This window comes from Arthrobacter sp. 01N444 (assembly GCF_056399305.1).
Map to the genome: position 1 here is coordinate 211,915 of NZ_JBFTRB010000003.1, position 22,358 is coordinate 234,272.

Here is a 22,358-nt window from a genome sequence, read left to right on the forward strand (position 1 = left end):
CCGCGGGACCCTGGCGTGTCTGGACCGGCCCGGCCGTGCGCCTGAAACCCCGCCAATGCCGTGGTTGGGCTGCGCTTCAGTAAGAATGGTGCCATGGCATCCTCCCTGCGCCTCCGCCCGGACCTCCGCCAGACCGCTGCCCGCCAGGCCGCTGCCCGGCGGGCCTCTGCCCGCAGAACAGCACTCCCCGTCGCGCCAGCCCCCGGCGGCGTGACGTCCGGGAGCGCCAAGTGGGCGGTGGGGGGCATCATCGGCGGCAGCGCCGCTGCGGGTGTGCTCGCCGCCGGCTCCTCCGCCCTCGCCCTCTACTTCGCCCGCCGCGTCATCACCCCGGCCCGGTTCCGGGCAGAGGACCAGGAAGTGCTGGCCGTCATCCGCGAGGGACGGGCGCTGCGGGTCATTTTCGCCGCCACCCCGGACGCCACGGTGGACGGGGTGTACGGTTTCTTCTTCGACGGCGGCCGCGGGCATGCGCGGATCGGCCGGATCCTGTCCTACTCCCCGGCCGAACGCACCGTGCTGCGCGAGGTCGAGCACGTCTACAGCGGGGACATGGCCACCGCCCGGCGCGGCTGGTGGAGCGGCGCGGCCTTTCCGGATCCGGCCGCCCTGGGGTTTCCGGTGGAGGACGTGCTGATCGACGTCGACGCCGGGACCGCGCCGGCCTGGCTCGTCCGCGCCGCGCCGGCCGTGGCGGAGGATGTGGCCCCCGACGTGTGGGCGATCATGGTGCACGGGCGCGGGGCGACCCGGCAGGAAGGGCTGCGGGCCGTCCGGACCGCCAGGGAACTGGGCATGTCCAGTCTTCTGATCTCCTACCGCAACGACGGCCTGGCCCCGTCAGCCAGCGACGGGCGGTACGGCCTAGGCTCCACCGAATGGCGCGACGTCGAGGCCGCCATCGGCTACGCCGTACAGCAGGGCGCCCGCGAGGTGGTTTTGTTCGGCTGGTCGATGGGCGGCGCGATATGCCTCCAGACCGCTGACCTTTCCCGGCACCGCCACTTGATCCGGGCCATGGTCCTGGACGCGCCGGTGATCAACTGGGTCAACGTGCTGGCCCACCACGCGGAGCTGAACCGGATTCCGTCGTCCGTGGGCCGCTACGGACAACTCATGCTCAGCCACCGCCTGGGCCGGCGGCTGACCGGGCTGGCCGCGCCCGTCGACCTCAAAGCGATGGACTGGGTCTCGCGGGCCGTGGAGCTGAGGACGCCGACCCTCATTGTGCACAGCGTGGACGACGAGTACGTACCGTACGGGCCCTCAGCGGCGCTGGCCGAGAAAAACCCCGAGATGGTCACCTTCGAGCCCTTCGACAAGGCCCTGCATACCAAGGAATGGAACGTGGACCCGGAGCGCTGGGAGCGGCAGGTCTCGGCCTGGCTCCGGCAGCAGCTGGCGCCCCGCGCCAACCCCGGCGACCAGGAGCCTCCGGCCGGCAATGCCGCATTCAATTGACAGTTCACTGACAGAGATCATTGACAGTTCATTGACGGTTCGCTGACAGATCACGGCAGTGTTGTGCGCGAACATGGCCGTGACGTGCCGTCTCGATATCTGGGGCCGGGTCAGTCGCGCCGGGTCCCGATCCTGGCGGTGCGGGCAGCCGTGAGCCGAATGAGCTCGGCCGGATCCAGCTCGATGTCCAGGCCGCGCCGTCCGCCCGAAACGAGGATGGTCTCCAGCGCCAGTGCGCTCTCATCCACCACTGTGGGGGAGGACTGGCGCTGGCCGAGCGGTGAGATGCCGCCGAGAACATATCCGGTCCGCCGCTGCGCCGCGGCCGGATCGGCCATCTCTGCTTTCTTGCCGCCCAAAGCCGCGGCCATCGCCTTGAGGTCCAGGCTGCCGCTGACCGGCACGACGCCGACGGCGAGCCGGCCGTCGACGTCGACCATCAGGGTCTTGAAGACCCGGTCAGGGTCGACGCCGAGCACTTCCGCCGCTTCCAGGCCATAACTGGCCGCCGCGGGGTCATGGGTGTAGGGGTGGGCCACAAAGGGAACCCCGGCGGCCGCGAGTGCCGCGGTGGCCGGAGTTCCCTGCGACGCGTGCTTGCGGGCCATGTTCTCTGGCTGTCCGGGCGCCGAAGGTCAGGACTGCGCCGACGGCTGGCGGTCTCCGGAGGCGACGACCTTGCGCTTGATCCGGCCCAGCATGGCGGTCATTCCGCGCATGCGCAGGGGAGTGATGGCGCGGGTCAGGCCCAACAGTTCGGGCATGTCGTCGGGGACGGCCAGGATTTCCGCGGCGCTGAGCCCGTCGAGTCCTTCGTGGAGCACTCCGGCGAAGCCGCGGGTGGTCGGGGCCTCCTTGGGTGCCTTGAAGTAGAGCCGGACGCGCTCAGGCGCGTCGCCGTCGGCCTGTTCCGTCTCGACGGTGAGGAACAGCGGCGTCTGGCACTCCACTACCTGCTCGAGCAGCTCCGGGTGATCCCGGAGCCGCTCCGGAAGTTCCGGAAGCCCCTGTGAGAACTCAAGGAGCAGCTGCAGCCGCTCTGCTTCGGTCAGGGCCTGGAAATCGTCGACAATGTCCGCCAGTGCGGCGGGGAGGGCTGAAGTATTCATCACTCCCAGCTTACGCAGGCGCGCCGATTGTGTCCCTGTCGGGACCGGTCCCGCTCCACGGTCACCACGGCTAACGGCCGGCCGGAACCGCGCCGCGTTCGGCACCCTTGACGATCGGGACGCGCACGGCGTTGCCCCATTCGGTCCAGGAGCCGTCGTAGTTCCGCACGGTCTCAAAGCCCAACAGGTACTTCAGCGCAAACCAGGTGTGGCTGGACCGCTCGCCGATCCGGCAGTACGCCACGACGTCGTCGCCTTCGTTCAATCCGGCCTCGCCGAGGTAGAGGGCCTCGAGCTCGCCGCGGTTCCGGTACGTGCCGTCGCCGGCCGCCGCGCGGGCCCAGGGGATGGAGGCCGCCGTGGGGATGTGGCCGCCGCGCAGCGCGCCCTCTTCCGGGTAGGCGGGCATGTGGGTGCGCTGGCCGGTGTACTCCTCGGTCGAGCGGACGTCGATCAGCGGCTTGCCGAAGTGCGCCAGGACGTCATCCTTGAAGGCGCGGATCGGGGCGTCGTCCCGCTCCACGACGGGGTAGTCGGCGGGGGTGGCGACGGTCGTGACGGTGGAGAGCGCCCGGTCTTCCGCGATCCACTTGTCCCGGCCGCCGTCCAGGAGCCGGACGTCCTCGTGGCCGAAGAGCGTGAACACCCACAGGGCGTATGCGGCCCACCAGTTCGACTTGTCGCCGTAAATGACCACCGTGCTGTCCCGGGAAATACCTTTGGACGCGGCCAGCGCGGCGAAGGCTTCACCGTCGACGTAGTCGCGGGTCACCTCGTCGTTCAGGTCCGTGTGCCAGTCGATTTTCACTGCTCCCGGGATGTGCCCGGTCTCGTACAGCAGGACGTCTTCGTCGGATTCGACCACCACGAGATTGCCGCCGTCGAGGGCACCGTCCTCGATCGCCGTGGCCAGCCATTCCGTGGACACCAGGCGGTCAGGGTGGGCGTAGGCGGCGAATTTCTCGTTCTGCTCAACGGGGTAGGTCATTGCGATGGCCTTTCACTTGAACGGTCAGGAGGCCGGGCGCGGAAAGCGTGCGCCGCGCCAGGCCTGTTACAACACTAGTCACGGGCCGATGGGAATGCTCCACCGGGTTCACACGGGGAAATGTGGTCTTCCTCACGCCGGCCGCGGGTCCACAGCCGCGCACGCGGGCCGGCCAGGCTTTGCCGGTATTCTTGCTGGGGACAAGAGACCAGCAGAACGGACCACCTTGGTACAGATCGAACAGCTCGCCGCCCGCACACCGGCAGTTTCCGTGGATGAACTCCTCAATGGGTTCTATCCGTCGCCGCGGTTCGGTGAGGTGTCGTTTTCCAGCTACCGGCCCGATCCCGCCCAGCCCAGCCAGGCCCAGGCGGTCCATGCCCTGCAGCATTTTGCGGCGGGCGTGGGCGCACGCGACGGCGACGGGCTGTTCAAGCGGCTCTTCGGCAAGAAGGACACTTCCCGGGCCGGGATCTACCTCGACGGCGGATTCGGTGTGGGCAAGACCCACCTGCTGGCATCGCTGTGGCACGCCGCCCCCGGGCCCAAGGCCTTCGGCACGTTCGTCGAATACACCAACCTCGTCGGTGCGCTGTCCTTCCGCAAGACCGTTGAGGCCCTGAGCCACTACAAGCTGGTCTGCATCGATGAATTTGAGCTCGATGATCCGGGCGACACTGTGCTCATGTCCCGGCTCATGCGCGAACTCGCCGACGCCGGCGTGAAGCTTGCCGCCACATCGAACACGCTGCCGGGGTCCCTCGGGGACGGGCGCTTCGCCGCCGTCGACTTTGCCCGCGAAATCCAGGTGCTGGCGGACCAGTTCGACGTCGTGCGGATCGACGGCGAGGACTTCCGCCACCGTGGCCTGCCGGCCGCGCCGTCGCCGCTGCGCAATGATGACCTGACCCACCACATGCATGCCGAGTTCGACGGCAAGACCGTGGCCCGCGATGAGTTCAGCACCTTGATCAACCACCTGGCCGGCGTGCACCCGAGCCGTTACCGCCAGCTGCTGGAGGGGATCGAGGGCGTGGTCTGGAAGAACGTGCACACGATTACCGAGCAGGCCGTTGCGCTGCGCTTCGTGGTGCTGGCTGACCGGCTGTACGACAAGGACGTGCCCATCCTTGCCAGCGGTGTGCCGTTCGACCAGCTCTTCACCGAGGAAATGATGACCGGCGGGTACATGAAGAAGTACTTCCGCGCCGTCTCCAGGCTGACCGCGCTGGCCCGCGAGGGCCAAAACCACGAACCGTCCTAGCCGCCAGCCCCTCCAAGTACAACGCCAAATCCAACGCGGGGTCAGTTACGGCCCATCCGGATGCACCGGATGGGCCGTAACTGACCCCGCGTTGCCCGGTTGGAGTCGCCCTTAAATGCCGGAGGTGCCGGCGCCGCCTCTCGGCGGGACCGGCACCTCGCTGACGGATCTGGGTCAGAGGCCTGGCTGGCGGGGTTCCCCGGCTACGGGGGGCTCACCGGCTGCGGGAGTCTGATCGGCGACCGGGGCCGAATTCGGCCGGTCGTTCGCCTTGTCCACGAAGTCGGAAGCGCCACGCTGCACGGCATCGATCGTGCCGGCGTGCTTTCCGCCGGTCTTGGAGTCGACGAAGTCGCCTGCCTTTTCGATGCCGTCCTTGATGGCTTCTTCGTTGCCACCAATAACTTGCTGAGCCTTGCCCTTTAGATCGTCAAGTAAACCCACGGGCACCTCCCTTCGGTCGCGGAGCCAGATCGCTCCTTGCGTTTTCTACCCTAGCGGGAGGTGGCGGGGGTGCCAAGGGTGTCCGCCCAGAGGATAAAAGATGGAAGGCCAGGTGCACAGGGTAGAAGGGCCCGGAGTGCACCAATCCGCAGTGCACAAACCCGCAGTGCACAAAAAAGAGCAGCTCCGGGGGAGCTGCTCTTGTGGTGGGCGATACTGGGATCGAACCAGTGACCTCTTCCGTGTCAGGGAAGCGCGCTACCGCTGCGCCAATCGCCCGCAACCGGAAGGATCCGGAGTGGAGTTGTAATGAAGAGAGCGGACGACGAGATTCGAACTCGCGACATCCACCTTGGCAAGGTGGTGCTCTACCAGCTGAGCTACGTCCGCATTTTAGTCCATGCCGGCTGGGCCGGTGGTACTGCATCAAGCAAGTTGCCTTGCTCTGGTGGGCGATACTGGGATCGAACCAGTGACCTCTTCCGTGTCAGGGAAGCGCGCTACCGCTGCGCCAATCGCCCCTTGCATCCGATCGAAACCGGAAACCAGGGTTTTCACCGAGGTGGGTACGGGATTCGAACCCGTGTATACGGCTTTGCAGGCCGCTGCCTCGCCTCTCGGCCAACCCACCGTGTAGACAGGATTCCGAAGAACCTTTGCCGTGACAGTGTCCTGCGAGCGGACGACGAGATTCGAACTCGCGACATCCACCTTGGCAAGGTGGTGCTCTACCAGCTGAGCTACGTCCGCATTGTTGGTGTGCATTTCCTTGCCGCATTCGGCATTTCCTCGCGTTCCAACGAGTAAGAACTCTATAGGAGGTTCTGGGAATCTACAAATCGAGACCCATTGGCCCGGGTTCCATGGCCCTACTTCCCCGAGTTCTAGGGGATTTTGCTAATTACAGCGCTGTAATTAGCGTCGGTGTTCAGCCGTGGCCCTAAGTGGCGCCGGGACTACTGAGCGGGCCTTCTGAGGGGGACGACTGGAACGGCCGGTGGAGGGCTGGTGGAACTGCCCGTGCACGGGGCCTGTTGCGCGGGAGTATTGGGCCCGCATTCCCGCCGCGGCCAGGTTCCTCCGGGCCGATTTCTAAAATCCGCCCGGGTGGGCTAGCATTCAATGTCGTTAGGGCGATTGGCGCAGTGGTAGCGCGCTTCGTTCACACCGAAGAGGTCACTGGTTCGAACCCAGTATCGCCCACTAACGAAATGGTCTGTTCCGCTGACTCAGCGGGGCGGGCCATTTTGCTTTTCATCGTTGTCTGACCCCCGTGAAAGAGTCTTCATATGACCGCTCCACTCCTCGCCCACGCCACGGACCATGGCCGCATGTACGCCCGCTCCACGTCGGCTCAGTTCTCTGTCCCTTCCATCACCACGGTGATCGGCCAGCAGCCACACGGCCTGGATGGCTGGTTCGGGTACATGGGCGCCAACAGTCTGGCCCAGGATCCCGAGCTCCCCGGCATCCTGGGGAGCCCGGCCAAACTGCGGCAGGCGGTCAGCCGGGCCGCCAAGGCGGCGGAGTCGTACCGGGACGATGCCGCCAAACGCGGCGACCGGGTCCACAACTATTGCGAGCAGGTTGCGCTGCGTGCGCTCGGCCGGCCGCACCAGATGAAGGAAACACGGGAGGCGCTGGCCGCCAACGGCGAGGAAGCCTTCGCGGCACGCTTCGACGAATGGTGGGAGCTCTTCCAGGTTGAGCCCATCGCCCCGGAAATTACGGTGTGGAACAAGACGGTCGGCTATGCCGGCACCCTGGACCTCGTGGCACGGATCAACGGCCGGACCTGTCTTATCGACTACAAGACCAAGGGCACCAGCCGGGACGGCACCGTCAAACCGCTTGATGACAAGGTGGTCATGCAGCTCGTGGCGGGCATGAAGGCGGAGGAAAGCCTCGTGGATCCCGTCGCGGGGGAGTGGGAGGCCTGGCAGCACGGCGAGTCCCCGATCCTCCTGGCCGTGGCGGTCGGCGAGACCGAGGTCCGTCCGCAGCGGGCCAACCCCGAGGTCCTGAAGCATCACTGGTGGAAATTCTGTGCGCTGCGCCGCGTGTGGGAGATGTCCGCCGACACGGCAACCGCCGGAGCAGCACTTCTCCCGCTGGCGCCGCCCGTGAAGCGCTGACCAGAAGCGCTGACCAGAAGCGCTGACCAGAAGCGCTGACCAGAAGCACCGACAAGACGCGCCGAACAGAAGCCGGGCAGCTGCAACTAAACTGGACTGGACCCCTAGCCGCCCACCGTGAGGACAGACTGCACATGGCCATTTTGAATATCCGCATCATCGGAGATCCTGTGCTGCGCACAGTCGCCGATCCCGTGACGGAATTCGGGCCTGAACTGGCAAAGCTCGTCGCCGACATGACCGAAACCATGGAGGATGTCGAGGGCGCCGGCCTGGCCGCGCCCCAGGTCGGTGTGAGCCTGCGCGTCTTCACCTACCGGATCGGCGGCGTCGAGGGTCACATCGTCAACCCCGTGCTGGAAAACAGCGAGGACTTCCAGCCGGACCAGGTCGAGGGATGCCTGTCCATCCCGGGCCTGGGCTTCCCCGTCCGCCGGTACCGCCAAACCCGGGTGACCGGCGTGGACCTGCACGGCAACCCCGTCACCGTGGAGGGCGAAGACATGCTGGCGCGCTGCTTCCAGCACGAGACCGACCACCTGGACGGCATTCTCTATACCGACCGGCTCGAGGGCGAAGACCGAAAGGCCGCCCTGCGCGCCATCCGCAATGCCAACTACGACGCCATCACGGAACAGACAACCACCAAGCGCGCGAAGAGCGTCGGGACGAGCTTCGGCGGGTCCAGCTTCGGAATCACCCCGTGAGGGTTCTCTTCGCCGGGACCCCCGCTGTCGCAGTGCCGTCGCTCGACGCCCTTGTTGCCGCCGGGTTCGACGTCGTCGCTGTCCTCACCCGCCCGGACGCACCGCTGGGACGCAAACGCGTCCTGACGCCGTCGCCCGTGGCCGCCAGGGCCGCCGAGCTCGGCATTGAGATCATCCACGCCGCCAAAGTCGATGCCGGGGTGACCGCCCGCATTGCCGCCGCAGCACCGGACGTCGCGGCGATCGTGGCCTACGGCGGGCTGATTCCCCCTGCGGCCCTCGCTGTCCCCCGCCACGGCTGGGTGAACCTGCACTTCTCCCTGCTGCCGGCCTGGCGCGGCGCAGCTCCCGTGCAGCGCGCCGTCATCGCCGGCGACGACGTCACGGGTGCCGTCACCTTCCGCCTGGAGGAGGGGCTGGACACCGGTCCGGTCTTCGGGACCCTCACCGAGACCGTGCACCCCGCCGACACCGCCGGGGCCCTGCTCGAACGCCTCTCCCACAGCGGCGCGGTCCTGCTGGCCCAAACGCTGTCCGCCATCGACGCCGGCAAGGCCGTCGCGCTCCCGCAGCAGGGCGACGTCAGCCTGGCACCGAAACTCAGTCTCGAAGACGGCCGGCTCGACTGGCAGCAGCCCGCCCTGGCGATCGGCCGCCGAGCCCGCGGCGTCACGCCGGAACCGGGCGCCTGGACACTGCTGGAGGGCCAGCGGATCAAACTGGAGCCAGTGCTGCCGGCAGCGGACTCGGCGGCGCTTCGGCCCGGACAGCTGGCATTGGACGGAAAACGGGTTCTCGTCGGTACGGGATCGCACCCGGTGGAATTGACGCGGGTGCAACCCGCGGGCAAGAAAATGATGGCCGCCGCTGATTGGGCGCGTGGGCAGGCAACACTTGAAAGCGTGGTATTCGAATGAGCGGTTCCGGGACCAACGGCAACAGCCGAGGCAGTGGCCAGGGCGCCGGGGGCGGCAGCAGGCGGAACGCCCAGGGCCGGGAACGCAACCGCGGCCCGCAGCGCGGCTTCACCGAGAGCGCCCCGTCCCAGCGGACCCGCCGCGCCGATCCGGCCCGGCTGGTTGCCTTTGAAGTGCTCCGCGCCGTGGCCGCCGAGGACGCCTACGCGAACCTGGTGCTCCCGGCCCGGATCCGGCACAACGGGCTGGACAAGCGCGACGCCGGTTTCGCCACCGAACTCAGCTATGGCGCCCTCCGCGGCCAGGGCACGTACGACGCCATCCTGGCCCGGTGCGTGGACCGTCCGCTGGAGGAGCTGGATCCCGCGATCCTGGATGCCCTGCGGATCGGGGTGCACCAGCTGCTCGCCATGCGCGTGCCCGCTCACGCCGCCCTGGACCAGACGGTGGGGCTGGCCCGCGCCGTGATCGGGGCCGGGCCCTCGGCACTGATCAACGCCGTCCTGCGCAAAGTCTCCGCCCGCACCCTCGACGAGTGGCTCGACCTGCTGCTGAGCACCGAGACGGATGCCATCAAGATCGCGTCCATCCGCTACGCCCACCCGGAGTGGATCGTCCGCGCGCTCCGCCAGTCACTCGTGGCCCACGGCCGGGCGGTTTCTGAGATTGACGCGCTCCTCGAAGCCGACAACGCCGCGCCCGTGGTGAACCTTGTGGCGCTGCCCGGCGTCGGCAGCCTCGACGAGGCCCTGGAAGGCGGGGCCACCCCGGGCGAGCTCGTCGAGGGATCCGCGCTCTCCAGCGGCGGGGACCTCGGCCGGCTCGCCTCGGTCCGTGACGGAAGCACCCGTGTCCAGGACGTCGGTTCGCAGCTCGTGGCCCGCGCCATGGCCGCCGTCGACCTCGGCACAACCCCCGGCGCCGGGCCCGGCAACAACATCAGCGCAGACCCCGACACAAATTCTGGCGGCGAAGCGGGGACGGACGGCGGGGGCGCGGGGGAGCGCTGGCTGGATCTCTGTGCCGGTCCCGGCGGCAAAGCCGCCCTGCTCGGAGCCCTCGCCCGGCAGCGGGGCGCCCACCTGCTGGCCAACGAATCCGCCCCGCACCGTGCCAAACTCGTGCGGCAGGCCCTGTCCGCGGTCCCGCGGGAGGCTTGGGAGGTCAGGACCGGGGACGGCCGCGACATCGGCGCCGAGCAGCCGGAGTCGTTCGACCGCGTCCTGGTGGATGTCCCGTGCACCGGCCTGGGCGCCCTGCGCCGGCGCCCGGAGTCGCGCTGGCGGCGCACGCCCAAGGACCTCGTGGACCTTGGCCCGCTGCAGCGCCAGCTGCTCAACTCCGCGATCGACGCCGTCAAGCCCGGCGGCGTGGTGGCGTACGTGACATGTTCGCCGCACCCGGCAGAGACCACCGCCGTCGTCAGTGATGCCCTGCGCAAGCGCGAGGACCTCGAGCTCCTCGACGCCGGCGCCGTGCTGGACGGCGTCAGCCTCACTGGCCACCTCAAGGCCGGGCACGAGCTCACCGCCCAGCTCTGGCCGCACGTGCACCAGACGGACGCCATGTTCCTGGCGCTGATTCGCAAGTTGGCCTGAGTTTCGCTGATACTGGGGCACTGCCACCAAAAACGAACCAGCTAAGTACGAACGAGAAGGAAATCCATGGCCCAGTGCTGCATCAACCCGAGCATCCTTTCGGCTGACTTCGTCAACCTTGAGGCCGAACTGCGCCGTATCAGCAATGCCGATGCCGTGCATGTGGACGTCATGGACAATCATTTCGTGCCCAACCTGACCATTGGGCTGACCGTGGTGCAGCGCATCCAGGCCGTCAGCCCGGTGCCGCTGGACGCCCACCTGATGATCGCCGACGCGGACCGCTGGGCGCCGGGCTTCGCCGACGCCGGGGTGGCCTCGGTGACGTTCCACGCCGAAGCCTCGATCGCGCCGATCAAACTCGCGCGGGAACTGCGCGCCCGTGGGTCCAAAGCCGGCATGGCGCTGCGTCCGGGCACTCCCGTGGAGCCCTATCTGGACATGCTCCCGGAACTGGACCTGCTGTTGATCATGACGGTGGAGCCAGGCTTCGGCGGGCAGGCTTTCCTGGACCTGACGCTGCCCAAGATCCGGCGGGCCCGCGCTGCCATTGACGGCTCCGGCGTCGCGGTGGCACTGCAGGTGGATGGCGGCATCACCGAGGAGACGATCGTGCGCGCGGCAGAGGCGGGGGCGAACGTCTTTGTTGCGGGGTCGGCCGTCTACGGCGCCGCGGATCCGGCGGAGGCTGTCGAAAGGCTCCGGGCGGCGGGGTCCCGCTGACGCGGGGTCCCGCTGACGCGGGGTCCCGCTGACGCGCGGTCCCGGCAGGGAACTGCTGCGAAGATGACGCCGGGCGTAACATCGGCATCCGGGGAATAGCCCGGGCAGGGCCGCAGTTGTGTCAGAATAACAACACACATACGTGCTCCGGGGTCGGTGAAAGTCCGAACCGGCGGTGACAGTCCGCGACCCGCGCGCCAGCGCCCTCTCTCGGGAGGAAGCCGGCAGACGGTTGAACCGGTGAAATTCCGGTACCGACAGTTAAAGTCTGGATGAGAGAAGCACGTACAGCTGTTACTGCGGCGCCCCAACGGCGCCGCATAATTGCGCTGTCGTATACCCCCGGAGCCATCGCGGTTCTTGAGGGAAGGAACGACACACACATGGACCCCTTGCGATGGCTCTTCGAAGCGCAGATCCCCGTAGGCGGATCTGTCCTGATTCTTCGTGAAGTGCTAGGCAACATCTTTGGCCTCGCCAGCGCCGTCGGCGGCATGCGCCGCCGGGTCTGGGCATGGCCCGTCGGCATCGCCGGCAACTTGCTGCTCCTGACGGTCTTCCTGGGCAACGTCTTCGGTTCCGCCACGCCGGCCACGCTGTGGGGCCAGGCCGGACGCCAGGTCATGTTCATCGGCGTCGCCCTCTACGGCTGGTACCGCTGGCAGCAGGGCAGGAAGTCCGGCAGCGGCGGGACTGCCGTCGCGCCGCGCTGGGCCGGCAACCAGACCCGGGTGATTCTGGCCCTCAGCCTCGTGGCCGGCACCATGGCGCTTACCCCCGTCTTCGACTCCCTCGGCTCCTACCCGCCGGTCTGGGCCGACGCGTGGACGTTCATGGGCTCGCTGCTGGCGACCTACGGCATGGCGCGGGGCTGGACGGAGTTCTGGCTCATCTGGGTGGCGGTGGACATCGTCGGTGTGCCACTGCTGTTCAGCGCCGGCTACTACGCCAGCGCCGTCATGTACCTCTTCTACGGCTTCTTCACCCTGGCCGGGTTCTTTGTCTGGTGGCGTGCCTCCAGGCTGGCGAACCGGCCTGTCACGGTCGAAACCGCCTTCCCCGACCCTGTGGTGGCCAAGTGAGTGCCCTCAACACCGCCGGCGTGAGCGCCGGATTCAGCGCCGCGCCGTCCGGCGCTGCCCCGTCCGGCGCTGCCCCGTCCGGCGCTGCCGCGTTCAACGCTGCCGAGAATGCTGCGATGCAGGCTGCCCTGGCCGCCGCGGCGCAGGGCCCGCGGGGCGCCAACCCGCTCGTCGGCGCCGTCGTCGTCGGGGCCGACGGAACGCACCTAGCCACCGGTTACCACCGCGGAGCCGGGACTGCCCACGCCGAGGCTGACGCCATCGGCCAGGCGAAGGCGGCGGGCCGGGACCTCCGTGGCGCGGCGATCGTGGTGACGCTGGAGCCCTGCAACCACTGTGGGCGCACCGGCCCGTGCGCGCAGGCCATCATCGACGCCGGCATCACCGACGTCATCTACGCCGTCGACGATCCCCACGACCCGGCGGCCGGCGGCGCCGTGACGCTCCGGGCCGCGGGCGTCCGCGTTCGCTCCGGGCTGGCCGCCGAGGCGGCGCTGGACCTGAACCGGCGCTGGTTCGACGCCGTCGCCGCCAAACGGCCGTTCGTCACCCTGCATATCGCCCAGACCATCGACAGCCGCATCGCCGCCAGCGACGGCACCAGCCAGTGGATATCCAGCCCGGAATCGCTCGCCGACAACCACGCCCTGCGCGGCCGGATAGACGCCATCCTGGTGGGCACCCAGACGGTCCTCATCGACAACCCCCGGCTCACCGCCCGGAACGGCGACGGCGAAGCAGAGGGCAAACAGCCGCTCCGCGCCGTGATGGGGTACCGGGGCATTCCCGACGACGCCGCCATCCACGGAGCCGACGGCAACGTCCTGCACCTGGCCACCCGCGACCCGCGCGAGGCCCTGGACGAGCTGTTCGCACACGGCGTCCGGCACCTCATGGTGGAGGGCGGCTCCCGGATACTGAGCGCGTTCCTGGCCGCCGGCCTGGTCGACGAACTCATCGTCTACCTGGCGCCCACACTGCTTGGCTCCGGCACCGCCGCCCTGGACGACCTCGGCATCACCACCCTGGCCGATGCCCAGCGCTGGGAATGGGACCCGGCATCCGGCGGCGCCGTCCAGGTCCTCGGCCGCGACCTCCGGCTCCATCTTCGCCCGGCCGCCCCGGCCGATGAGGCTGACCCGGCCGCCACCCCTACTTCATCCGATACCACCCCGCACCGCACCGGCGCGGACACCGCCGCAGGAGGCAATTGATGTTTACCGGAATTATCGCCGAGCAGGGAAAGGTGCTCTCCATTGAGCGCAACGGGGACAGCAGCGCCACCGTACGGCTCCATGCGCCCGGCACCACGGACGGTCTCGCCCTGGGCGGTTCCATAGCGGTCAACGGCGTCTGCCTCACCGCCACTCAGATCGACGGCAGGGACTTCAGCGTTGACGTTATGGGCGAGACCTTGGTCCGCAGCACGATCGGAGAACTCACTGCGGGCGATCCCGTCAACCTGGAACGCTGCGTCCCCGCCGGGGGACGGTTGGACGGCCACGTGGTCCAGGGCCACGTCGACGGCGTCGGCCAGCTCGTGGAGCGCGAGGGGCTTGGCAACTGGGACCGGCTGCGGTTCGCGGTGCCGGCCGGGCTGGCCCGGTACATCGCCGAAAAGGGATCCATCGCCGTCGACGGCGTCTCCCTCACCGTCACGGCAGTCAGCCCGGCCAACTATCCGGCGCCCTGGTTTGAAGTAGGGCTCATCCCGACCACCCTGGCCGAGACCGGCCTGGGCCAGAAGACACCCGGCGGCCATGTAAACCTCGAAGTCGATGTCCTGGCGAAGTACACCGAACGCCTGCTGTCCTTTGCCGGCGGTTCGTCGCCCGCCGCGCACAGGGCAGCCGAAGGTTCCGACGGAGAAGCCGCCCTCACGGACGGGGCCGCGAAATGAGCCGGGTCACGGACCAGCCCGGCCATGATGTGGCCGGGCTGCGCGCCGCCGCTGCCGGCACCGGGCGTGTAGGCCTCGATCCGATCGAGGACGCCATCAGCGCCATGTCAGCCGGGCGCCCCGTCCTGGTGGTGGACAACGAGGACCGCGAGAACGAAGGCGACATCATTTTCGCCGCCGAGCACGCCACCCCCGCGCTGATGGGCTGGACAGTCCGCTACAGCTCCGGCGTGATCTGCGTACCGCTCGACGCCGACCGGGCCGACGCCCTGGCGCTGCCGCCAATGGTGGCAATCAACGAAGACGCGAAGGGCACCGCCTACACCGTGTCCTGCGACGCCGCCGTGGGTGTCAGCACCGGAATTTCCGCCACGGACCGCGCCCTGACGGCCCGGATCCTGGCCGACCCGCAAAGCCGGCCAAATTCCTTGACCCGTCCCGGGCATGTTTTTCCCCTCCGCGCCGTTAAGGGGGGAGTGCGGGAACGTCCCGGCCACACCGAAGCGGCCGTGGACCTGTGCCGGCTCGCGGGCCTGGAGCCCGTGGGCGTGATAGCAGAGCTGGTGTACGACAACGGAGAAATGATGCGGCTGGACGGATTGCGCGGCTTCGCCATCGAGCATGGCTGCCCCCTGATTTCGATTGCGGATCTGGTGGCGTATCTTGAAGCGGAACAGCACGGCAGCCACGCAGCGGACCCTGTCTGATGGAGGAGAAATAGTGACGACTTCGGAGACCCGAGAAGAGACGGCCATGGCCCGTCAACCGCATCCGGTCAGCGCAGGACCCATCGTCCAGCTGCCCACCGCCTTCGGCGACTTCGTGGCACAGGCCTGGACCGACCTCGACACCGGCGCGGAGCACCTGGCCGTCAGTTCACCGATGGCGCCGGTTGACGGCCAGCCACCGCTGGTCCGCCTCCATTCGGAGTGCCTCACCGGCGATGTGTTTGGCTCCTACCGCTGCGACTGCGGTGAGCAGCTGGCCTATGCGCTCGAGCTGATCAACGAACTCGGCGGCACCCTGCTGTACCTGCGCGGCCAGGAGGGCCGGGGGATCGGCCTGGCGAACAAGATGAAGGCCTACGCCCTGCAGGAGGCCGGTTTTGACACCGTGGAGGCCAACGAACAGCTCGGGCTGCCGGTCGACGCGCGCTGCTACAAGGCCGCGGCCCAGATCCTCGCGGAGATGGGTCTCCACGAGATCCGGCTGCTGAGCAACAACCCGGACAAGCAGGACCGGCTCGCGCAGGCAGGCGTCAAGGTGGTGGAGATGGTCCCCACGGAGGTCCCCTCCCGGGAGCAGAACATCCGCTACCTGCAGACGAAGAAGGACCGGATGGACCACCGCCTGGTCCTGGACGGTGAACCGGCTCCGGCCGCCGGCCTGTCCGGATTCGAGCACGACCAGGACTGACCGGGCAGCAACACGACCACCAGACTCAACAGCAAGGAATACCCTATGAGCGGCCACGGCGCCCCCCAGATCGACCTCAGCACCTTCAAGCCGGAAGAAACCTCACGGCTCAAGCTGGCCATTGTGGCCGCGAGCTGGCATACCCAGATCATGGACGGACTGCTCGACGGCGCCCTGCGCGCCGCGAAGGACGCCGGCATCAATGAGCCGACCGTCCTGCGCGTGCCGGGCACGTTTGAGCTCCCGGTCGCGGCCGCCCGGCTGGCACCGCACTTCGACGCCGTCGTGGCGCTCGGCGTCGTCATCCGGGGCGGCACTCCGCACTTCGAATATGTCTGCGAGGCGGCCACCCTGGGCCTGACCGAGGTCAGCGTCCGCACCGGGGTTCCCGTGGGCTTCGGCGTGCTGACGTGCGATACCGAGCAGCAGGGGATCGACCGGGCAGGCTTGCCGGGATCCACCGAGGACAAGGGTCACGAGGCCGTTACCGCTGCCCTGGCCACGGCAGTGACCCTCAAGCAGTTCGGCTGAGCCGCCAGGCTGCAGCCAAAGCCGGTGCGGACGCCTCCCTGGCCGCCCGCGCCGGCAGAGTCTGCTGGCCTCGCTGGCCGTGCTGGATATGCAGTGCCTCACATCTCCGCCGTCATGCAACGCCCCGGCGGGCGTTCCCGCGCCGGGAGCAAGTAGGCTTGGGGGCGTGAAGAATTTCGAGTCGCTGTTCGCAGAACTGAGTGAAAAGGCAGCCGTCCGCCCGGAGGGCTCCCGCACCGTCGCCGAACTGGATTCCGGAGTCCACGGCATCGGCAAGAAGGTCGTGGAGGAAGCAGCCGAGGTTTGGATGGCTGCGGAGTATGAATCCGATGAGGCCGCCGCCGAGGAAATTTCCCAGCTGCTCTACCACCTGCAGGTTCTGATGCTCGCCAAAGGACTCACCCTGGAAGACGTCTACAAGCATCTGTAGCCGCGCCCGCACCGGACACCGCCATGACTTCGCTGGCGGATCCCGTGCACCGCGTGGCCGATGTGCCCCAACAGAGACTTCCACACCCAAGAGAGACTTTTCCCATGCTTAGAGTTGCCGTCCCGAACAAGGGATCCCTGTCCGAAGCTGCCGCGGCCATGCTGGCCGAGGCAGGCTACCGCCAGCGCCGCGACACCCGCGAGCTTGTCATGGTGGACCCGGACAACGACATTGAGTTCTTCTTCCTCCGCCCGCGCGACATTGCTGTGTACGTGGGCCAGGGAACGCTCGACGTCGGCATCACCGGCCGCGACCTGCTGCTCGACGCGGAGGTCGAGGCCGAGGAGCTGCTGCCGTTGGGCTTCGCCGCTTCCACCTTCCGCTTCGCCGGCCCGGTCGGCGACTTCACCACGGTCGCCGAGCTCGAGGGCAAACGCCTGGCCACGAGCTACGACGGACTGCTGCGCGGCTACCTAGCCGCGCGCGGCATCAACGCCAAGGTGGTCCGCCTTGACGGCGCCGTTGAATCCTCCGTCCGACTCGGCGTCGCCGACGCGATTGCCGACGTCGTCGAGACCGGCACCACGCTCAAGGCCGCCGGCATGGAGATTTTCGGCGAGCCGATCCTGAATTCGGAGTCCGTGCTGATTGGCCGCAAGGGCGAGCAGAATCCTGCCACGGAGGTCCTGATCCGCCGGCTCCAGGGCGTCCTCGTGGCCCGGCAGTACGTGCTGATGGACTACGACATCCGCAAGGAACTCGTCGAGCAGGCCGCCGGGCTCACCCCCGGCCTGGAGTCGCCCACCGTGTCGCCGCTGCGCGATTCGGACTGGGTGGCCGTCCGCTCGATGGTGCCCAAGCGGGAAACCAACCGGATCATGGACGAGCTCTACGACCTCGGCGCCCGCGCCATCCTGGTCAGCAGCATCCACGCCTGCCGCATCTAGGCGCCCCGCCCCGCCGGTTCCCGCCAGGAACACCTTCAGCAATCACCCTGCAGCAATTACCCGCCTGCAAGTACCAGGAGAAGTCATGACTGTTGCCGTGCGCGTCATCCCGTGCCTCGACGTCGATGCCGGCCGCGTGGTCAAGGGCATCAACTTTGAGGGCCTCCGCGACGCCGGGGACCCGGTGGAACTGGCGCACCGCTACGACAACAGCGGCGCCGACGAGCTGACCTTCCTTGACGTCACGGCGTCCTCCGGCAACCGGGAGACCACGTTCGACGTCGTCCGCCGCACCGCCGAGGAAGTCTTCATTCCGCTGACGGTCGGCGGCGGCGTCCGCGGCGTGGCCGAGGTGGACAAGCTCCTGCGCTGCGGCGCGGACAAGGCTGCGATCAACACCGCAGCCGTGGCCCGGCCGGACGTGATCGACGAGATCACCCGGCACTTTGGTTCCCAGGTCCTGGTGCTCTCCCTCGACGCGCGCCGGACCCGTCCGGGCTCGCAGCCTACGCCGTCAGGCTTCGAGGTCACTACGCACGGCGGACGGCAGGGGACCGGAATCGACGCGATCGCCTGGGCGCGCGAAGCGGCCGACCGCGGAGTGGGTGAAATCCTGCTCAACTCGATCGACGCCGACGGCACCAAGGACGGCTTCGATCTGGAACTCATCCGCCTGGCGCGGGCGGGGGTCAAGGTCCCGCTCATCGCCTCCGGCGGCGCCGGCAAGCCGGAGCACTTCCCGCCGGCCGTGGCAGCGGGCGCCGACGCCGTCCTGGCGGCCTCGGTCTTCCACTTCGGCCCGCTGGACATGATCGCGCAGGTCAAGGCCGCGATCCGCGACGCAGGCTTCGAAGTCCGCTAGTCCCCACCGCTTAAAGCAACGCGGGGTCACTTACCGCCCATCCCGGACGGGATTATGGGCCGTAAGTGACCCCGCGTTGCTTTATTTTTTTAGGGAGCGGGTGGGGATTAGAGGCCGACTTCGGCGGACTGCAGGAGCGCGACGGCGTCCGGCTGGCCTTCGAAGGTCACGAGGGCATGGCGGGTCCGGCCGTGGGCGTGCATGAGCAGCTCGCCCGGTTCGCCGACGATGGCCACGGACACGGGGGCGCGTTTGGCGACATGCCGCGGACCCGAGGGGCTCACCAGCACGATGCCCAGATCCACGCCGCGGTACAGGATCGCGGCCCGCTTGACGAGCTCGTCCCACAGCGCGTCCGAGTAGGCCTGGTCCAGGGCGCGCGGGGCCCAGCGGTCCACGGCGCGGCGGACGTCCTCGGTGTGCACAAAGTACTCGATCAGGTTGGAGCTTTCGTCCAGCGCCTTGATCCGCAGCGGGGACAGCGCCGGGGGACCGGCCCGGAAGTCGTTGACCAGCTTGGCGTAATCCTCGGTGGTCTTCAGGGTGCCCGCCAGTTCGGCCGTCGCCTGGTCCGAGGCCTTGGACAGGCGCTTGATCAGCAGGCCCAGTCCCACGGCGATTTTCCGCTCGCGCAGGTACAGGTGCGCGGCAAGATCGCGGGTGAGCCAACCTGTGCAGAGCGTGGCGGCATCAGGGCCGGCCGCCAGCAGGGTTTCGGCCAGGACTTCTCGGGACGGTTCGACGAAATGCATCACTTGTGAAACTAGCACGAGACGGCCGTGCGTGGGCACAGGAATCGCCGCCGCGACCGCGCCCGGCCGCATGATGCAGGGCCGGACCGCGGCGCCGGGCCGATTGGCGCGCCAGTATTAAGCGGCGGGACCTGTCCGCAGGCCGGCGACCGGCCCGGAGGCACTAGACTTGATCTGATGTCTGAGCAGCCCGCCTCCGCCCCCAGCCCCACCAACGGCAGCGCCATTAACGGCAGCGCCGTCGATCGCAGTCCCGTCAGCGGCAGCCCCCTCCCGGCCGGACTGGCGGACGCGCTCAAGCGCGACAGCGCCGGCCTGGTGGCCGCCATCATCCAGCAATTCGACACCCACGAGGTGCTGATGCTGGGCTGGATGGACGACGAAGCGCTGCACCGCACCCTGACCAGCGGGCGCGTGACGTTCTTTTCGCGCTCCCGCCAGGAGTACTGGCGCAAGGGAGACACCTCCGGGCACGTGCAATGGGTCAAGTCGCTCGCCATGGACTGCGACGGCGATGCGCTGCTGGTGCGGGTCGACCAGGTCGGCGCGGCCTGCCACACCGGAACCCGGACGTGCTTCGACGGCCGCGAGCTCGACGCCGTCGTCGGCCACGGAGGCTAGGCGCCCGGCACACCGGCAGAGCGCCCCGGCGCTTCCACAGCTTCACGAACCGGACCCCAGGCAGGATCCCATGACCGGATCCGGTCGCAGGTCCACCTAAAGAACAGGCGGAAAGCACAGCCATGCAGGACCTTGGAATCATCAGCCCCGGCCTCGAAGAGTTCCGCGAACTCGCAGGCCACAGCCGTGTCATCCCCGTCCGGCTCAAGGTGCTGGCTGACGCCGAAACCCCGATCGGGCTCTACCGCAAGCTCGCCCATGGCCAGCCCGGAACGTTCCTGATGGAATCGGCGGCGGTCGGCGGCGCCTGGTCGCGCTATTCCTTCATCGGCTCCCGCTCCCGGGCCACCCTGACCACCAAGGACGGCAGCGCGCACTGGCTGGGCGAGCCCCCGGTCGGTGTGCCCCTGGACGGCAACCCCGTGGACGCCATCCGCGACACCGTCGCGGCGCTGCGCACCGAGCGCTTCGACGGCCTCCCGCCGTTCACCTCGGGCCTGGTCGGGTTCCTGGGCTGGGAAACCGTCCGGCACTGGGAGAAACTGACCAGCCCGCCGGAGGACGACCTCCAACTGCCGGAAATGGCCCTCAACCTGGTCACCGACATGGCGGTCCACGACAACATGGACGGCACCGTCCTGCTGATCGCCAACGCCATCAACTTCGACAACAGCACCGAACGGGTCGACGACGCCTGGCATGACGCCGTCGCCCGCGTCAAAGCCCTGCTCGAAAAGATCAGCCGCCCCGTGGAGCAGCCGGTCTCCGTGCTGGAGACGGCCGCCCTGGATTTCGCGTCCAGTGTGCAGGAGCGCTGGGACGAAACCGAGTACCTGGCCGCCCTGGACCGCGGCAAGGAGGCGATCGTGGACGGTGAGGTCTTCCAGGTGGTGATCTCCCGCCGCTTCGAAATGGAGTGCGGCGCCGACCCCCTCGACGTCTACCGGGTCCTGCGGAACACCAACCCCAGCCCCTACATGTACCTCTTCAGCTTCGAGGACGCCGCCGGCCGCGAATACACGATCGTCGGCTCCTCGCCGGAGGCCCTCGTCACCGTGACCGGGGACGAAGTCATCACCCACCCCATCGCCGGCTCACGCCCGCGCGGCAAGACGGTCGAGGCGGACAAGGCCCTGGCCGAGGAACTGCTGGCGGACGAGAAAGAACGCGCCGAGCACCTGATGCTGGTCGACCTGTCCCGCAACGACCTCTCGAAGGTCTGCGTGGCAGGATCCGTCGACGTCACGCAATTCATGGAAGTGGAGCGCTTCAGCCACATCATGCACCTGGTCTCCACCGTGGTCGGAGAGCTCGCCCCGGCAGCCAAGGCCTACGACGTGCTCAAGGCCACGTTCCCGGCCGGCACCCTCTCCGGCGCCCCGAAGCCGCGGGCCCTGCGCCTGCTGGACGAACTTGAACCGCACCGACGCGGCATCTATGGCGGCGTGGTGGGGTACCTGGACTTCGCCGGGGACATGGACATGGCGATCGCCATCCGGTCGGCCCTGCTCCGGGAAGGACGCGCGTACGTCCAGGCCGGCGGCGGGATCGTCGCAGATTCGGTGAACCCGACCGAGGCCCAGGAAACCGTGAACAAGGCCGCCGCCCCGCTGCGCGCCGTGCACACCGCCAGGTCGCTGCACAACATCACCGTTGACGCAGTCACTGACGCAGCGCCCGACACAGGAGCCGAGTCCTGATGGGGGAGCCGGAAGCCACCGCCAAGAACACCGTGAAGGGCACTGTGAAAACCACTGGGAAGAGCACTGTGAAGAGCGCCGGGGGGGCCGCCGTCCCGCGCTGGGCCCGCAAGTCCACCCTGGTCCTGGTGATCGCTGCCCTGGCCCTTGCCGTGTTCGGGACTACCACCCAGACCTGGCTCACCGTGCACCTCGATCCCACGCAGCTCGGCGCGGCCGTGGCCAGCCAGGACGGCCTGCAGGTCCAGGGCAGCAAGGCTGCCACCACCGTGACAGCCCTGGCGCTTGTGGCCCTCGCCGGCGGCCTCGCGGCCTCCATCGCCGGCCGCGTGGCCCGCTGGGTGATCACGGCGATCATCCTCCTCGCGTCCGCGGGCATCGTCGCCGCGGCAGCCGTCGTGCTGGCGGACCCGCTGGCCGCGGCGCAGGGATCGATCGCGGCCGCCACCGGAATCAGCGGCAGCAGCGTACAGGTGGACGTAACAGTGTTCCCCGTCCTCGCCGTCGTCGCCGGAGCCCTGCTGGGACTCAGCGCCCTCGCGATCGTGCCGGCCGGCCGCTACTGGAAGACCCGCACCAAATATGACGCGGCCGCCGCCGGGCCCGCCGCCGGCGGAACTGCAGCCGGCGGTCATGCGCCGGCCGCCCCCGCGGACGAGATTGACAGCTGGGACCGGTTGTCCCGCGGTGACGACCCCACCTGAGCCGATGCCGCGGGCACGACCGGCAACGCGACCAGTAAGGCGGCCCGGCAACGCGGCCAAATAACAC

Annotated in this window: 24 protein-coding genes, 6 tRNA genes and 1 riboswitch; of the genes, 20 read left to right on the top strand and 10 right to left on the bottom strand. The window is 68.5% G+C overall.

Going from position 1 to position 22,358, the window contains the following annotated elements; all coding sequences use genetic code 11:
- Positions 1 to 93 precede the first annotated feature (93 nt).
- The gene (locus AC1DKN_RS05330; protein WP_476870620.1) at positions 94 to 1,461 is read left to right on the top strand and encodes an alpha/beta hydrolase family protein; all 1,368 of its coding nucleotides are present in this window, start codon (positions 94 to 96) and stop codon (positions 1,459 to 1,461) included.
- Between the two features lie 110 nt (positions 1,462 to 1,571).
- Here AC1DKN_RS05330 and ybaK read toward each other — a convergent pair whose 3' ends face one another.
- The 3 genes from ybaK to AC1DKN_RS05345 all read right to left on the bottom strand — a co-directional run bounded on the left by ybaK (position 1,572) and on the right by AC1DKN_RS05345 (position 3,558).
- Complete coding sequence (gene ybaK / locus AC1DKN_RS05335) at positions 1,572 to 2,069, bottom strand: Cys-tRNA(Pro) deacylase (protein ID WP_476851506.1); 498 nt, start codon at positions 2,067 to 2,069, stop codon at positions 1,572 to 1,574.
- Positions 2,070 to 2,096: 27 nt separating this feature from the next.
- Positions 2,097 to 2,570, bottom strand: a complete 474-nt coding sequence (locus tag AC1DKN_RS05340; protein ID WP_243179191.1) for a SufE family protein — start codon at positions 2,568 to 2,570, stop codon at positions 2,097 to 2,099.
- 70 nt (positions 2,571 to 2,640) lie between these two features.
- Positions 2,641 to 3,558, bottom strand: coding sequence for a sulfurtransferase (locus AC1DKN_RS05345; RefSeq protein WP_476870621.1), 918 nt, complete (start codon positions 3,556 to 3,558; stop codon positions 2,641 to 2,643).
- A 226-nt stretch (positions 3,559 to 3,784) separates the two neighbouring features.
- Between AC1DKN_RS05345 and zapE the strand changes: the two genes are divergently transcribed.
- Positions 3,785 to 4,822, top strand: a complete 1,038-nt coding sequence (gene zapE, locus AC1DKN_RS05350) for a cell division protein ZapE (protein ID WP_476851509.1) — start codon at positions 3,785 to 3,787, stop codon at positions 4,820 to 4,822.
- A 174-nt stretch (positions 4,823 to 4,996) separates the two neighbouring features.
- Here the strand turns inward: zapE and AC1DKN_RS05355 are convergent, their stop codons facing one another.
- From AC1DKN_RS05355 to AC1DKN_RS05380, 6 genes are all read right to left on the bottom strand, one after another.
- Positions 4,997 to 5,266: an antitoxin gene (locus tag AC1DKN_RS05355; RefSeq protein ID WP_028277028.1), complete on the bottom strand. Its 270-nt coding sequence runs from the start codon at positions 5,264 to 5,266 to the stop codon at positions 4,997 to 4,999.
- A gap of 204 nt (positions 5,267 to 5,470) precedes the next feature.
- Positions 5,471 to 5,545 (bottom strand) — tRNA-Val (locus tag AC1DKN_RS05360).
- A gap of 38 nt (positions 5,546 to 5,583) precedes the next feature.
- Positions 5,584 to 5,656, bottom strand: a tRNA-Gly gene (locus AC1DKN_RS05365).
- 56 nt (positions 5,657 to 5,712) lie between these two features.
- Positions 5,713 to 5,787, bottom strand: a tRNA-Val gene (locus tag AC1DKN_RS05370).
- Positions 5,788 to 5,826: 39 nt separating this feature from the next.
- Positions 5,827 to 5,897 (bottom strand) — tRNA-Cys (locus AC1DKN_RS05375).
- 46 nt (positions 5,898 to 5,943) lie between these two features.
- Positions 5,944 to 6,016: transfer RNA gene (locus tag AC1DKN_RS05380), tRNA-Gly, on the bottom strand.
- A 381-nt stretch (positions 6,017 to 6,397) separates the two neighbouring features.
- On the opposite strand from AC1DKN_RS05380, the gene AC1DKN_RS05385 reads away from it, so the two are divergent.
- From AC1DKN_RS05385 to hisF, 15 genes are all read left to right on the top strand, one after another.
- Positions 6,398 to 6,469, top strand: a tRNA-Val gene (locus tag AC1DKN_RS05385).
- Between the two features lie 86 nt (positions 6,470 to 6,555).
- A complete protein-coding gene (locus AC1DKN_RS05390; RefSeq protein WP_476851510.1) occupies positions 6,556 to 7,401 on the top strand; it encodes a cytochrome in 846 nt (281 codons plus the stop codon).
- 134 nt (positions 7,402 to 7,535) lie between these two features.
- The gene (def, locus tag AC1DKN_RS05395) at positions 7,536 to 8,108 is read left to right on the top strand and encodes a peptide deformylase (RefSeq protein ID WP_230011447.1); all 573 of its coding nucleotides are present in this window, start codon (positions 7,536 to 7,538) and stop codon (positions 8,106 to 8,108) included.
- A complete protein-coding gene (gene fmt, locus AC1DKN_RS05400; RefSeq protein ID WP_476857165.1) occupies positions 8,105 to 9,025 on the top strand; it encodes a methionyl-tRNA formyltransferase in 921 nt (306 codons plus the stop codon). The genes def and fmt overlap by 4 nt, the downstream gene beginning before the upstream one ends.
- The gene (locus AC1DKN_RS05405) at positions 9,022 to 10,623 is read left to right on the top strand and encodes an RsmB/NOP family class I SAM-dependent RNA methyltransferase (protein WP_476870622.1); all 1,602 of its coding nucleotides are present in this window, start codon (positions 9,022 to 9,024) and stop codon (positions 10,621 to 10,623) included. The genes fmt and AC1DKN_RS05405 overlap by 4 nt, the downstream gene beginning before the upstream one ends.
- Before the next feature lie 66 nt (positions 10,624 to 10,689).
- Positions 10,690 to 11,346 (top strand): ribulose-phosphate 3-epimerase, encoded by a 657-nt coding sequence (gene rpe, locus AC1DKN_RS05410; RefSeq protein WP_476870623.1) that lies wholly within the window; start codon positions 10,690 to 10,692, stop codon positions 11,344 to 11,346.
- A 138-nt stretch (positions 11,347 to 11,484) separates the two neighbouring features.
- Positions 11,485 to 11,635: riboswitch (FMN riboswitch) on the top strand.
- A 94-nt stretch (positions 11,636 to 11,729) separates the two neighbouring features.
- Positions 11,730 to 12,428, top strand: a complete 699-nt coding sequence (pnuC, locus tag AC1DKN_RS05415) for a nicotinamide riboside transporter PnuC (RefSeq protein ID WP_476857167.1) — start codon at positions 11,730 to 11,732, stop codon at positions 12,426 to 12,428.
- A gap of 116 nt (positions 12,429 to 12,544) precedes the next feature.
- A complete protein-coding gene (gene ribD / locus AC1DKN_RS05420; RefSeq protein ID WP_476870767.1) occupies positions 12,545 to 13,642 on the top strand; it encodes a bifunctional diaminohydroxyphosphoribosylaminopyrimidine deaminase/5-amino-6-(5-phosphoribosylamino)uracil reductase RibD in 1,098 nt (365 codons plus the stop codon).
- Positions 13,642 to 14,328, top strand: a complete 687-nt coding sequence (locus AC1DKN_RS05425; RefSeq protein ID WP_476870624.1) for a riboflavin synthase — start codon at positions 13,642 to 13,644, stop codon at positions 14,326 to 14,328. Before ribD ends, AC1DKN_RS05425 begins: the two co-directional genes overlap by 1 nt.
- The gene (gene ribB / locus AC1DKN_RS05430; protein WP_476870625.1) at positions 14,325 to 15,035 is read left to right on the top strand and encodes a 3,4-dihydroxy-2-butanone-4-phosphate synthase; all 711 of its coding nucleotides are present in this window, start codon (positions 14,325 to 14,327) and stop codon (positions 15,033 to 15,035) included. The genes AC1DKN_RS05425 and ribB overlap by 4 nt, the downstream gene beginning before the upstream one ends.
- Before the next feature lie 46 nt (positions 15,036 to 15,081).
- Positions 15,082 to 15,744, top strand: a complete 663-nt coding sequence (gene ribA / locus AC1DKN_RS05435) for a GTP cyclohydrolase II (protein ID WP_476870768.1) — start codon at positions 15,082 to 15,084, stop codon at positions 15,742 to 15,744.
- Between the two features lie 45 nt (positions 15,745 to 15,789).
- The gene (ribH, locus tag AC1DKN_RS05440; protein WP_018772462.1) at positions 15,790 to 16,275 is read left to right on the top strand and encodes a 6,7-dimethyl-8-ribityllumazine synthase; all 486 of its coding nucleotides are present in this window, start codon (positions 15,790 to 15,792) and stop codon (positions 16,273 to 16,275) included.
- Positions 16,276 to 16,441: 166 nt separating this feature from the next.
- Positions 16,442 to 16,705, top strand: coding sequence for a phosphoribosyl-ATP diphosphatase (locus AC1DKN_RS05445; RefSeq protein ID WP_018772463.1), 264 nt, complete (start codon positions 16,442 to 16,444; stop codon positions 16,703 to 16,705).
- A gap of 104 nt (positions 16,706 to 16,809) precedes the next feature.
- Positions 16,810 to 17,652, top strand: coding sequence for an ATP phosphoribosyltransferase (gene hisG / locus AC1DKN_RS05450; RefSeq protein WP_028277039.1), 843 nt, complete (start codon positions 16,810 to 16,812; stop codon positions 17,650 to 17,652).
- Between the two features lie 85 nt (positions 17,653 to 17,737).
- A complete protein-coding gene (hisF, locus tag AC1DKN_RS05455; RefSeq protein ID WP_026536975.1) occupies positions 17,738 to 18,514 on the top strand; it encodes an imidazole glycerol phosphate synthase subunit HisF in 777 nt (258 codons plus the stop codon).
- 107 nt (positions 18,515 to 18,621) lie between these two features.
- Here the strand turns inward: hisF and AC1DKN_RS05460 are convergent, their stop codons facing one another.
- The gene (locus AC1DKN_RS05460) at positions 18,622 to 19,266 is read right to left on the bottom strand and encodes a TIGR03085 family metal-binding protein (RefSeq protein WP_028277041.1); all 645 of its coding nucleotides are present in this window, start codon (positions 19,264 to 19,266) and stop codon (positions 18,622 to 18,624) included.
- Between the two features lie 177 nt (positions 19,267 to 19,443).
- Between AC1DKN_RS05460 and hisI the strand changes: the two genes are divergently transcribed.
- The 3 genes from hisI (at position 19,444) to AC1DKN_RS05475 (ending at position 22,291) form a co-directional block, all read left to right on the top strand.
- Positions 19,444 to 19,887, top strand: a complete 444-nt coding sequence (gene hisI / locus AC1DKN_RS05465; RefSeq protein ID WP_476851520.1) for a phosphoribosyl-AMP cyclohydrolase — start codon at positions 19,444 to 19,446, stop codon at positions 19,885 to 19,887.
- A 122-nt stretch (positions 19,888 to 20,009) separates the two neighbouring features.
- Positions 20,010 to 21,587: an anthranilate synthase component I gene (locus tag AC1DKN_RS05470; protein WP_476870626.1), complete on the top strand. Its 1,578-nt coding sequence runs from the start codon at positions 20,010 to 20,012 to the stop codon at positions 21,585 to 21,587.
- Positions 21,587 to 22,291 carry a Trp biosynthesis-associated membrane protein gene (locus AC1DKN_RS05475; protein ID WP_476870627.1) on the top strand — a complete coding sequence of 235 codons (705 nt, stop codon included), beginning with the start codon at positions 21,587 to 21,589 and terminating at the stop codon, positions 22,289 to 22,291. Before AC1DKN_RS05470 ends, AC1DKN_RS05475 begins: the two co-directional genes overlap by 1 nt.
- Positions 22,292 to 22,358: the final 67 nt, after the last annotated feature.

Excerpts from the sequence above, each read along its gene's own strand:
- AC1DKN_RS05330 (WP_476870620.1), top strand. The coding sequence starts at position 94 with ATGGCATCCTCCCTGCGCCTCCGCCCGGACCTCCGCCAGACCGCTGCC.
- ybaK (WP_476851506.1), bottom strand. The coding sequence starts at position 2,069 with ATGGCCCGCAAGCACGCGTCGCAGGGAACTCCGGCCACCGCGGCACTC.
- AC1DKN_RS05340 (WP_243179191.1), bottom strand. The coding sequence starts at position 2,570 with ATGAATACTTCAGCCCTCCCCGCCGCACTGGCGGACATTGTCGACGAT.
- AC1DKN_RS05345 (WP_476870621.1), bottom strand. The coding sequence starts at position 3,558 with ATGACCTACCCCGTTGAGCAGAACGAGAAATTCGCCGCCTACGCCCAC.
- AC1DKN_RS05390 (WP_476851510.1), top strand. The coding sequence starts at position 6,556 with ATGACCGCTCCACTCCTCGCCCACGCCACGGACCATGGCCGCATGTAC.
- def (WP_230011447.1), top strand. The coding sequence starts at position 7,536 with ATGGCCATTTTGAATATCCGCATCATCGGAGATCCTGTGCTGCGCACA.
- AC1DKN_RS05405 (WP_476870622.1), top strand. The coding sequence starts at position 9,022 with ATGAGCGGTTCCGGGACCAACGGCAACAGCCGAGGCAGTGGCCAGGGC.
- rpe (WP_476870623.1), top strand. The coding sequence starts at position 10,690 with ATGGCCCAGTGCTGCATCAACCCGAGCATCCTTTCGGCTGACTTCGTC.
- pnuC (WP_476857167.1), top strand. The coding sequence starts at position 11,730 with ATGGACCCCTTGCGATGGCTCTTCGAAGCGCAGATCCCCGTAGGCGGA.
- ribD (WP_476870767.1), top strand. The coding sequence starts at position 12,545 with ATGCAGGCTGCCCTGGCCGCCGCGGCGCAGGGCCCGCGGGGCGCCAAC.
- AC1DKN_RS05425 (WP_476870624.1), top strand. The coding sequence starts at position 13,642 with ATGTTTACCGGAATTATCGCCGAGCAGGGAAAGGTGCTCTCCATTGAG.
- ribB (WP_476870625.1), top strand. The coding sequence starts at position 14,325 with ATGAGCCGGGTCACGGACCAGCCCGGCCATGATGTGGCCGGGCTGCGC.
- ribA (WP_476870768.1), top strand. The coding sequence starts at position 15,082 with ATGGCCCGTCAACCGCATCCGGTCAGCGCAGGACCCATCGTCCAGCTG.
- ribH (WP_018772462.1), top strand. The coding sequence starts at position 15,790 with ATGAGCGGCCACGGCGCCCCCCAGATCGACCTCAGCACCTTCAAGCCG.
- hisG (WP_028277039.1), top strand. The coding sequence starts at position 16,810 with ATGCTTAGAGTTGCCGTCCCGAACAAGGGATCCCTGTCCGAAGCTGCC.
- hisF (WP_026536975.1), top strand. The coding sequence starts at position 17,738 with ATGACTGTTGCCGTGCGCGTCATCCCGTGCCTCGACGTCGATGCCGGC.
- AC1DKN_RS05460 (WP_028277041.1), bottom strand. The coding sequence starts at position 19,266 with ATGCATTTCGTCGAACCGTCCCGAGAAGTCCTGGCCGAAACCCTGCTG.
- hisI (WP_476851520.1), top strand. The coding sequence starts at position 19,444 with ATGTCTGAGCAGCCCGCCTCCGCCCCCAGCCCCACCAACGGCAGCGCC.
- AC1DKN_RS05470 (WP_476870626.1), top strand. The coding sequence starts at position 20,010 with ATGCAGGACCTTGGAATCATCAGCCCCGGCCTCGAAGAGTTCCGCGAA.
- AC1DKN_RS05475 (WP_476870627.1), top strand. The coding sequence starts at position 21,587 with ATGGGGGAGCCGGAAGCCACCGCCAAGAACACCGTGAAGGGCACTGTG.